This is a genomic window from Moorena sp. SIO4A5, from assembly GCF_010672005.1.
Classification (GTDB): Bacteria; Cyanobacteriota; Cyanobacteriia; order Cyanobacteriales; family Coleofasciculaceae; genus Moorena.
Map to the genome: position 1 here is coordinate 1 of NZ_JAAHHZ010000199.1, position 9,482 is coordinate 9,482.

Annotated in this window: 6 protein-coding genes; 1 reads left to right on the forward strand and 5 read right to left on the reverse strand. The window is 45.1% G+C overall.

Features of this window, described 5'->3' with window-relative positions; translation table 11 throughout:
- From F6K57_RS31895 to F6K57_RS31905, 3 genes are all read right to left on the reverse strand, one after another.
- The coding region (locus tag F6K57_RS31895) for a hypothetical protein (protein ID WP_293072086.1) at positions 1 to 363 on the reverse strand (363 nt) is incomplete at its 3' end.
- Positions 364 to 566: 203 nt separating this feature from the next.
- A complete protein-coding gene (locus tag F6K57_RS31900; protein ID WP_293072087.1) occupies positions 567 to 854 on the reverse strand; it encodes a hypothetical protein in 288 nt (95 codons plus the stop codon).
- 956 nt (positions 855 to 1,810) lie between these two features.
- Positions 1,811 to 2,437 (reverse strand): hypothetical protein, encoded by a 627-nt coding sequence (locus F6K57_RS31905; protein WP_293072088.1) that lies wholly within the window; start codon positions 2,435 to 2,437, stop codon positions 1,811 to 1,813.
- On the opposite strand from F6K57_RS31905, the gene F6K57_RS31910 reads away from it, so the two are divergent.
- Positions 2,436 to 2,582 carry a hypothetical protein gene (locus F6K57_RS31910; RefSeq protein WP_293072089.1) on the forward strand — a complete coding sequence of 49 codons (147 nt, stop codon included), beginning with the start codon at positions 2,436 to 2,438 and terminating at the stop codon, positions 2,580 to 2,582. The two genes, F6K57_RS31905 and F6K57_RS31910, sit on opposite strands and share 2 nt — an antisense overlap.
- A 209-nt stretch (positions 2,583 to 2,791) precedes the next feature.
- On the opposite strand, the gene F6K57_RS31915 is transcribed toward F6K57_RS31910, so the two are convergent.
- Positions 2,792 to 7,366 carry a hypothetical protein gene (locus F6K57_RS31915; RefSeq protein WP_293072090.1) on the reverse strand — a complete coding sequence of 1,525 codons (4,575 nt, stop codon included), beginning with the start codon at positions 7,364 to 7,366 and terminating at the stop codon, positions 2,792 to 2,794.
- A gap of 408 nt (positions 7,367 to 7,774) precedes the next feature.
- A complete protein-coding gene (locus F6K57_RS31920; protein WP_293072091.1) occupies positions 7,775 to 9,301 on the reverse strand; it encodes a reverse transcriptase domain-containing protein in 1,527 nt (508 codons plus the stop codon).
- Positions 9,302 to 9,482: the final 181 nt, after the last annotated feature.

Genomic DNA, 9,482 nt, shown 5'->3' on the forward strand with positions numbered 1-9,482 from the left:
GTAAGTTACATTACCAGATACTTGGTTGTAATTCACATCGCCACCAGACACTTGCAAATTTTCCCCTTGCCCTTGATTTAAATTATCGATTTCTCTTGCTAATATTTCAATCTCCTCTGCAAATTGAGAATCTGCTCTCATTACCTCTTGCAAATAGTAATATACAACGTCTAAAGCAGTCTTTGAACCTTGTTCAGCACCTAACAAAGCTGCTTCAGCCGTGGGATTACTCTTTAACTTATTAGTAATCTTTTCGCGCAGGGACTTGGCTTTTTCTATCGCTGGCTCAGTGATCTTTTCTACTGTAGTTTCCGCAGCTTTGGTACCGAGAAAGGCTAGGGCGGCAATGACTAGAGGTTCCATATCTGAGTAACTAGGGCATATTAACTAAGGATACCATGAATACTACATGACCAGAGTGCAAGCCCCTAAATTCTATCTCGGAATTCCCATCACTTTTCGTTCTATTTTACCACCATCACAAAACTAAAGTTTAATGCAAATGAGCGCTCACCTTTCCGTTATGACATTCCCATAATGATTCTTGCCAAGCCTTGCACCTCTTGTTAGTCATGGCCTTGAACCACTAAGACCTCTAGACTTGCCAAACCTTTCATTTTCCGGAAACTATCACAAAAGACAACACAGCTACAACCACGCCTCACCTTAAACGTAACAAAGGCAAGGCTGTAAACTTGCCAACGGTTTCCGGAAAGTAACCCTCTACTCCCAAAATAACCCCCAGGTAAACTTTCCACCAAAAAATCCGCATTGATGCGATTCAGTAAAGCTGACGTTACGCGATCGTCCCTTCCGGACGCGCCAAAGGTGATCGCCCCCTGTTCCGTAGACATCTCCCCCAGCATGTTGCTATAGTCTACTGACCTAGATTTTGTCGGTTGGTTCGCTTTTGATTATCTTTTCCTACCGAGACAAAAAGTGAATTTTCAGAGGAATTAGAGCTGATTTTCTAATACTGCTAACGCCCATTACAGGAAGTTAGACGTCTTTTTGTTATTTTTGTCACTTGCTGTCAAAGAAATAACAAATGATGACAGCACTTAATATTGGTTGGCATCTGTTGATTCTTGTGCTGGTAGTAGGTTGAGTATCCGATTGGATACTCTTTCTGTACAGCAATCAAAAAGTAGCTGATAATTAGAATAAACTAGGAAAAATATACTGTTATTCGCGCAAAAGCAGTGGCAAATAGTGCCTTGAGTTTTCCGTAATTCCCCGAAAAACCCAAGGCACTCTCTTTTACTCCACTAAAGCCTCTAGGTTTATAGTTTTGGAGCCTTTGTCCCGTAAGGGTTTAAGGCTATAGTGTGCGCAAAAGTTAACAATACCGAATTAATATTAGGCGTAATGCTAGAGAAGCTGTCACGAAGTGCCAACAGCCTTCTTCCAAGTGACGAACCGGAAATCTTTGTCTAGTATACATTTGATGGTTCTTTGAGCGTTTGAAGTGACGAACCAAAAAGCTGCCCACCATTTTCCATGCTTGAGGCGATCGCTTAAAAGATGGGAAAAGTATAATTCCCGTCCGCTGAATTATACTTAACTTCTATCTTTGCTTGCTCGTTCCGATTGATGAAAACGCGAAAGATAGAGTCAAGGAGGTACATCCTGCTTGTGTTTACATCGATGGTGGGTAGACATGTTTTAACATATCTGGCTTCCAGGGAGGAAACAGGTACGGGAGTTTTTCAGATTTGCATCGATGCTAGAAATCCGCAAAAGAAATCCCCCAGCCATTGCCAGGGGTAGAGTGTGATGGAGTGTGATGGAGTGTGATGGAACCTAAAAGTTAGAAAGGTTCATCTCCTGGAATTTCCCAAGGGTTAATGCCTTGATTCCGCAGCTGCCGCTCGTACTCCTCTTGTATGGCTTGCTGGGAGATGTCGTGCCGCATTGCCCCTTCCAGTTCTTTTTCCATTTCGCTTATTTTGGCGTTTGCGGCGTCTAACTGTTCCTTGAGGAAGTTGTCTCGGAACTCTTTGTTGGACTCTAGACCAAAACCATCCCGATAGCGCTCAATCAAACCCATTCCAAAGATTCCTTTCCCAATTTTTCGGGCTATCTTTTGAGCAGGAATTAAGTTTTCATTTTTCTTGGTGATGTCCAAGACAACAAGTTCCCAAATTAGGTCTTCAATATCTTTGGTTTTAAGTACGGTCACTTCATTAGAATTTAATTCTGACTTCCATCGGACTAACGAAAAATCCTTGCCCAGTAAGCGTTTGATAGTCCTGTTGATATTTGATCGGACTAACGAGTTTTTGCTCGCATCTGTGTAAGTCTCGAAAAATACTTTAGATATCTGGGGGAAGGCGGAACCAAATTCATCTGTTACTGGATTCCATAATCCTTCGATTGTGCACCCATTTCCTAAGTCAACTTGGGCTACTTTGGCAAAATCTTGATTTTTTGTCATGATGTTACGATCAAATTGGTTAATACTTTGGAGTAAAGTACTCCGCTTAGCGATCGCCCAACTGGTGAATTTTCGGGTGATCGCTTATCGTTATTTTATCGTCAACTTAATTTGTCGTCAACAGATTTTCCGAGGTACACTCTGATTGCATTTACCTCGATGCTGGGTAGACAGCATTACCCATACCTTTCCCCCAAGTCCCCAGAAGTTTTCCATAATTGAGGCGATGGTAAAGCGGCTCTGTTCACGTAGCGTGACCTTTGGCCTTAAGGGTTAGGTTGGGAAAAGGGAACCCCCAGCTATTGCCAGGGGTTGAGCGTGATAGATTAGCTGCTCGGGAAAAGAAGCTCGCTCCTATGCTACCCACCCTCGCTCGTAATCCAGAAGCATATCATGTTCATATTCTGTTACCAGTACATCTAGCTCGCGTACGCTAAGGCCATCAGGTTCTTCAGCGATGTCTGGGTATTCCTCGCAACCAGGGGGAATAGAATCAAGAAACCTCTGCCATCGCTCTTGGACAGTCATGATTAAGCGATCATTAGCTAACCTTGCTTTTATTTCAGCGTGTGGAATGTTATTTAAAACCTGTGGTGAACAGTAGTAAGGAAGCACGGCATCACCTTTAGTTTTGTCCAATAGGCTAAATTGCAAGTGACAGTATGGGACAGATTTCCACCTCAGGTCTTCAGGTACTTCCTCTGATTCATGTGACTCCTCTACCTCTTCATCCGGTTCGACATCAATCGAATCCATCAAGTCCTCGAAGTAGGTATCAGGTTCTAGGTCGTCGGATTCTTCACAAATTTCAACTTCTGCCACTGATTCGGCTTCAGGTTCCGCTGGATCCTTTGGCTTATCTCCCAAATCACACTCCAGTCCCAGTTCTTCTCTTTGCTTGCGAGTGAGGATTAATTGATTGGTTGCTGCGTCAAAAGTACAGAAATGCTCGTAATAATCTACTGACAACTCACATTCTGGATCGTCTTCCATCTCTTTACGAGCCCTGGCCTGTCCTTTGGTTTCATCCAACCACCAGTCAAAGACCTCTCCAGTATTTTCAGTAGGGTAGTAAGGAACCCGACCGTTCCGCCAGTGCATCCTGCAATTCTGATCATAATCATGAAGCAGAACAGGAGTGTCTCCCATCCATTCCTCAAACCGACGCAGGAACATGGGAAACATGACGATGGCCTCATACTTGCAATCTTGCTCAAAAGGTGTCTCCCAAAAGCCAATACAGTCCGAAAGGGTGAAAGGAACGTCATCATGTTCTGTTCCACAGCTATAACCACCGGATAGTAAATTATCCATAAGTTGCGCGATTGCTTCCCAATCTTCCTTGAGCCACCTGAGGACATCATTCCTGTACAAGCGAAGTGGAATGGCTTGGTAAAAACAGGCGTCTAGGAAACGAAAGTCAGAGCTTGACCATTCAGTGATGTAGGGGTTGATTGTGACGTCTGCTTTTGTGGCCTTGCCTAAATCACGTGGCCTCGGTTCTTTCGATACCACTGATGCAGCCCAAAGACTGAAGTTTTGCATGACTTCGGGGTGAATCCGCCATCCTTCTGACTCGTCTTTTCGGAGGCATTGACAGTACGCTGTGGTTGTATCCACCCCTGTTTGTTGAGAGATCGTGTTGATTATGGATTTTGAGTCAGGGGATTCTAGCCACCGTCTGAAAAGTCTGTCTAGCTTTTCGTCAGTTTCCCCTATACCCAGGGTGGATACAGTTAGTGGTCGAAAGTCATTAGGGATTTCTTGTCCGCTTACTAGCTCTAGATACCTGGTTTTTGATGCCTGTTTTCTCGTTTTCCGTTTCCGCTCAGGTTTCTGGAAATAAGATTGGTTTTCAGCCTTAGTTAGTAACTCAACGCAATCGGGGTGATAGACTACTCGGCGACTACCTTTGGGCTTGACCAGCTTAGTGTAGTCTTTCCCGTTCGGATTTGCCGCGTCTTTTTGGACAATCGCTTTCTCCCCAACTCCCCAGTATTTGTAAACCTTCCCAGTCTTTTCGACTGTAACCTCAAAGCGCTGGTGAAGTCCCAGGGTTTCCAATGCCTTGGTGAGTTGGTTCGCAGTGATGTCTGTCCGTCCAAGGGCTGTCTTAACCTTTTCCAGTAGTTCCTTGGCAGTCAAATAAACAACAGAAAGGTGATCGGCTAGCTCTTTGCACACAGTATTAAGCCACTGGTTTCCCCGACGCTTGTCCCGACCAGCCGGAAGAACAGGCCACTTCCGGCCTTCCTTCTTTTGGTAACCCATCTCGGCTAGTGCCTGATTAACGTCACCTACTTTTGCCTGGAACGAGCTGCCCATCTCCTTCAGCAGGTCATTGACTACTTGGCAGACTTGCCGGACTGACAAGTAGTCCTTGCTGGCAGCTTTAGCGTGCAGGTTGTCAATGGTTTTGAACGGACCATCCGGCACTGGGGAGTACTTCAAACCCTCCTGGTCGGTGAGGCATTCCTTAGGTTGTTGAGAAAATTCTGAATCCTCAACTGCCTCTGATGGCAACACCTCACTAACCACCTGTCTCACCCCAGCTAACTCAGAGGCTTTTTCTTCATTTTCTTGGCGTGCAACTTTAACAAGAGAGTCTTCTGTCTCGCCTTCTCCCAGGGCAATCTGTCGGAACACTTTAACGAACGCAGGATGGTATTCCTTGACACTATCCTCACCTTTGTCTGTCTTCTGCCTTCTGGATAATTCAGAGTGAGACAGTCCGAGTTTCTCAGCCTCACGGCTCAATGGCATCAGTGCAAAAAAATTACATTCAAATCCGAATAGCTGCTCGGGAGTCGCTCCAGTCTCTTTCAGTAATTGATGGTAAGGGATGTAATCAGGTAATGGGTTATCTTCCCGCCTGGCCATCATCAAGAAGTGACCAAACAGGTGACCATCAACCCTTGGGTCATCTGGATTCGACAAATCCAAGACCTCCACTTTTTCCAAACCCCAACTGGCCATTATCTCCTCAATCTTTGCGATCGCTTCATTGGTAGAAAAGTAGGCAAGAAACCTGCCTAAGTCCTGATCGTGTTCTTTGACTAATTCCAATAGGCTCATAGATGCGGTCTGGTCGTGACGTGTGTTGAAACGCTTATAAAGGTTAGGGTGACACCAGAACAGACCATCTTTCCAGCCGTAAGTGAATGCCCCTTCTGCTTTCAATCTTTCTAAGGTCTCACCTGCTTCTGCTTCTAGGTATTCGGTGAACTCTTGGATGGTTTCGAGGCAGGGCTTGTCTACCTTCGCCCGAGCTAAGATGGTTTCCCCAGGCTCTCCTTCTTCTTCTAGCTCTGCCAGTACCTCTTCATGGCTTTCGATGTAACTAGTCTTATCCCAACCAATATCAAAGTGTCCCAGAATCAACATGTAATGGCCTGGCATTTCCGGCCATGGGTCTTTGATCCATTTAACGAAAGCATCCCGGTAATCGGGGTGAAGCTTGGCCTTGTCACCGCAGTAAACCACTGCTTCAATTCCTTCAGTCCCAATAATTTGTTTTCGTAGCGCTACTGATGTTTTTAGTCCATTGAACCGCTTAAAATCCCCGTCTGACAAGGAGAAGTCGATAGTCAGGTCTTCTAAATCCCAATAGGTAAATTCGATAGTTTTAGCTGCGGCACGTGCCCATTCGATAAAGCGTTCGCTGTAATCAGGATGAAGTAAAGGGTCATTTCTGTCTATCCAGTTCACCACATCCTCTTTTGGGATTTTCAAAAGTGACGCGATCGTTACCTGAGCCTGTACTCCTTTGTCACATGTGGAAAAAGCCAGGAACTGCTCTCGGGTTAGATTGTGCTCTTTGAGTAAGGCTTTTAGTCGCTTGTAAACGGGGGTAGACTCAGGAACTACAACCTTTTCACTGTCCTCCAGTTTAGTCACGTCTTCTTCAATCTTTTCCCGTTTCTCCTGAGGTTTTACTCCCGTCGTTAGTTGTCGGTGAACCCACTGTGCAAAGCTATCGCAGAATGTTGGGTGTAACTGGACAGTATACTCAGGAGATAGGATGTTATCCCAACTAGCGAACTGTTCTCTGAATCCATCACTTTTTCTTGTACACAGAATAGCTTCTTCTGGCCTGATGCCGTCAGTTTTAGCAATTTCAAGGTGAAGCTTCCTACCTTCGTCAGTAGTCGCATAATCACATAGAAGTTCCCGGGATATGTCTTTGTGCTCTAATAGGATGTCCTCAATGTTGACGTAGGGGTTTTTATCTTGGACTGGCTTCCTGGGAGCAACTGAACCGGTTAGTATGATGGCCATCATGTCTTCTGATGAAGGATTCTGTGTCCTACGCCGCCTGTCCTCCAAGTCTTCCTTGATGGCATCTAGTCGTACTATCTCTTCCTTAGCCGCTTCTAAAAGCTTTGGAGCTTTGACTATTTCGTCTAACAACTCATTCCTTAGTTCCGCGTTCTCAGGATTGATAAGGTCTTCCTCAGTTATTTCCTTCTCTTCCTGAGGAATTGCTTCCGTTTGAATGAAAGGGACTTCATCTTCCTTTCCCGTGCTTTTTTCATCAACAGGAACTGGATTCAAAAATGCTTCGGCTAACCGTGGGTGACACCACAAAGTACTATTCTCCCGCATAGATACATAAGCCTTTTCCCCTGAGGCAATTACTTCTTTCAGCAGTTTCTTGTGACTTTTGTTAATCTCAGCTTTAAACCTTGCGCGAAATGCTGTGTCTGTAATGATTTCAGCTTCTGTAATTTCTCCACAAGAGAGGCGATCGCCTTTGGCGCGTCCTTCAGGACGATCGCTGAAAGCGGGGCAAAGCCCATCGCCTTTGGCGCGGCGAAGCCGAACGCGCAAACTACGGATTTCTTCTTTCAGTAACTTTTCGTTGACCAGATGGTAGTTATCGGGAACTTCTGGGAGAAAAGTGACTTGAGCTGATTCTTCAGGTTCCACAGAAGTTTGTGATGTTACCAATGTGGTATGCTGCGGTGTAATTTTTTGTGACGTGACTTCATGTGATGTTACCAATGTGGTGTGCTGTGGCGTAATTTCCTGTGACGTGACTTCTGTGGAAAGAGTTACAACAGATTCAGTAGTAGGCTTAGTCTCAATCCCAAAGTCTGCTTTGAAAGTAGGGATGAGTTCAGGATGTAGTAGAAATTTCCCAGTATCTTTATTGCGAGTCCCGACTAGGTAGTTTCGGTCACCTTCCCCGTGACGGTCTTTAATTCCCTGGATTGCTTTCTTTGTGCATTCACTTTTGAGCCATTCGATGGTCTGCTCAGTTAGAGTCGATGCCTGGTATTACCCAGGGCACCTCTCCTTCAGAACTGGGCGTGAGACTTTCACCTCACCCAGCTCCTAGATATTCTCTCCTTTCGGAGTGCTCCAGTGTAATTGTTGGTGGCAGCTTTGATGTACTGCTAGTAGGTTCTTTTTAGACCAGTTGTCGTGGTTTCCATCGACGTGATGAAGGTGTACAGACTCATCTTCCATGAACCTCAACCCACAATAACCACAGGAATGGTTTTGCCTTTTCAATGCATCGGAGGTAGCATCTGAATATAACCTTGAGTTCCGGTTACTCCAGTAGACTAGGTCACCGTCGTAGGGTGACTTAGTCCCCAAAACGTTCACGTGTTGGTTCTGTTTGTAACCTACTTTTGGGAATGCCTTTTTACATAGTTCAGTTGCTTTATACCGGTCTACTTTCTTTTCCTTTCGGAATTTCCGGTGGGCGGTTTTATTCATGAACCATAAAGTATCCCGAGCGCTGCTCATATCACAGCTGCTGTGGTAGTTACGCCATCCACGGACGATGGGGGCTAGTTTCTTGGTTTTTACTTCGGCACCATAATTCGAGTTGTTGACTACGGCTTTAATCTTCTGGCGGATTGCTCTGTGATTATCCTCTGAGGGAGTACATGAGAACTTTCCATCCTTTCTGACGCGGAATTTCCACCCCAGGAAGTTAAATCCGTCTGTCGCTTTAGTTAACTTGGTCTTTTCTTCACTAATTTCCATTCCTCTTTCAGCCAAGAATTCCTTGACTTTTTGGAGGATTTTCTCTGCATCATCTTTTGGTTTAAGGATGAATACCATGTCATCGGCGTACCGAAGGCTGGTATGAATGTCCTCTATGCCATTTAGTGCTATGTTCGCCAATAAGGGACTGACCACACCGCCTTGGGGTGTTCCTTGCTCTGGGAATTCCGGATTGATGCCTGCTTTTAAGCACCTGAAAATCCCCTGTTTTAGGCACGCAGGAGCTAGCAATCTATCCATGATTGAGCTGTGTGCGATGCGGTCAAAGCATTTCTTGATGTCTAGTTCTATGATTCTCTTAACCATGTTGGAGCCGTTTTTACTGGCCTTTAGATGGTTGAACAGTCGTTTTTGCACATCTTGTGCGCTTCGTCCCGTTCGGAATCCGTAACTATCTGCGCTGAAGGTGGCCTCATGGGCTGGTTCCAGCGCAAATTTTACTAGACATTGCCATGCTCGGTCTGCTATGGTTGGTATCTTCAACATCCTTACTTTCCCATTCTTTTTAGGGATAGGGATTTCACGAAGTCGGCTATGTTTCCAGTCTGAAGCATAGTCGCTCAATGTTTCTACCAGTTCCATGCGCTCTTGGTAATTGAGGGAGGACTTTCCATCAATTCCAGCCGTTTTCTTCCCTTTATTTAATTGTGTGACTTGACGAACTGCTAAAAGCTGTGCTGCACGAGATTTCAGAATTAGTTTCTGTAGTGACCTAGCTTTCTTAAGGTCTCCAGCTCGAACTGCTTTATATAGTCGTTTTTGTAGGCGGAATAAGTTTTGGCGGAGTTTCTTCCACTGTTGACTTTTCCAAAGTTCACTAGCCGATTGGCTGTGTCTAACCATGCTCTTCTCCAACTCCTATATTTCTGAATACCCGTGGGCAGTTATTCGCCCACATCCTACCCGACAGTGAGGATTAAGAGTGACATCTCTTACCGTAGATTCGACCGGTCTACAGACTCATTATTGCTGTCGTTTTTACTTGTTCCATCCACTAGATTGTTATGGTGATTTAGGGCAGTCC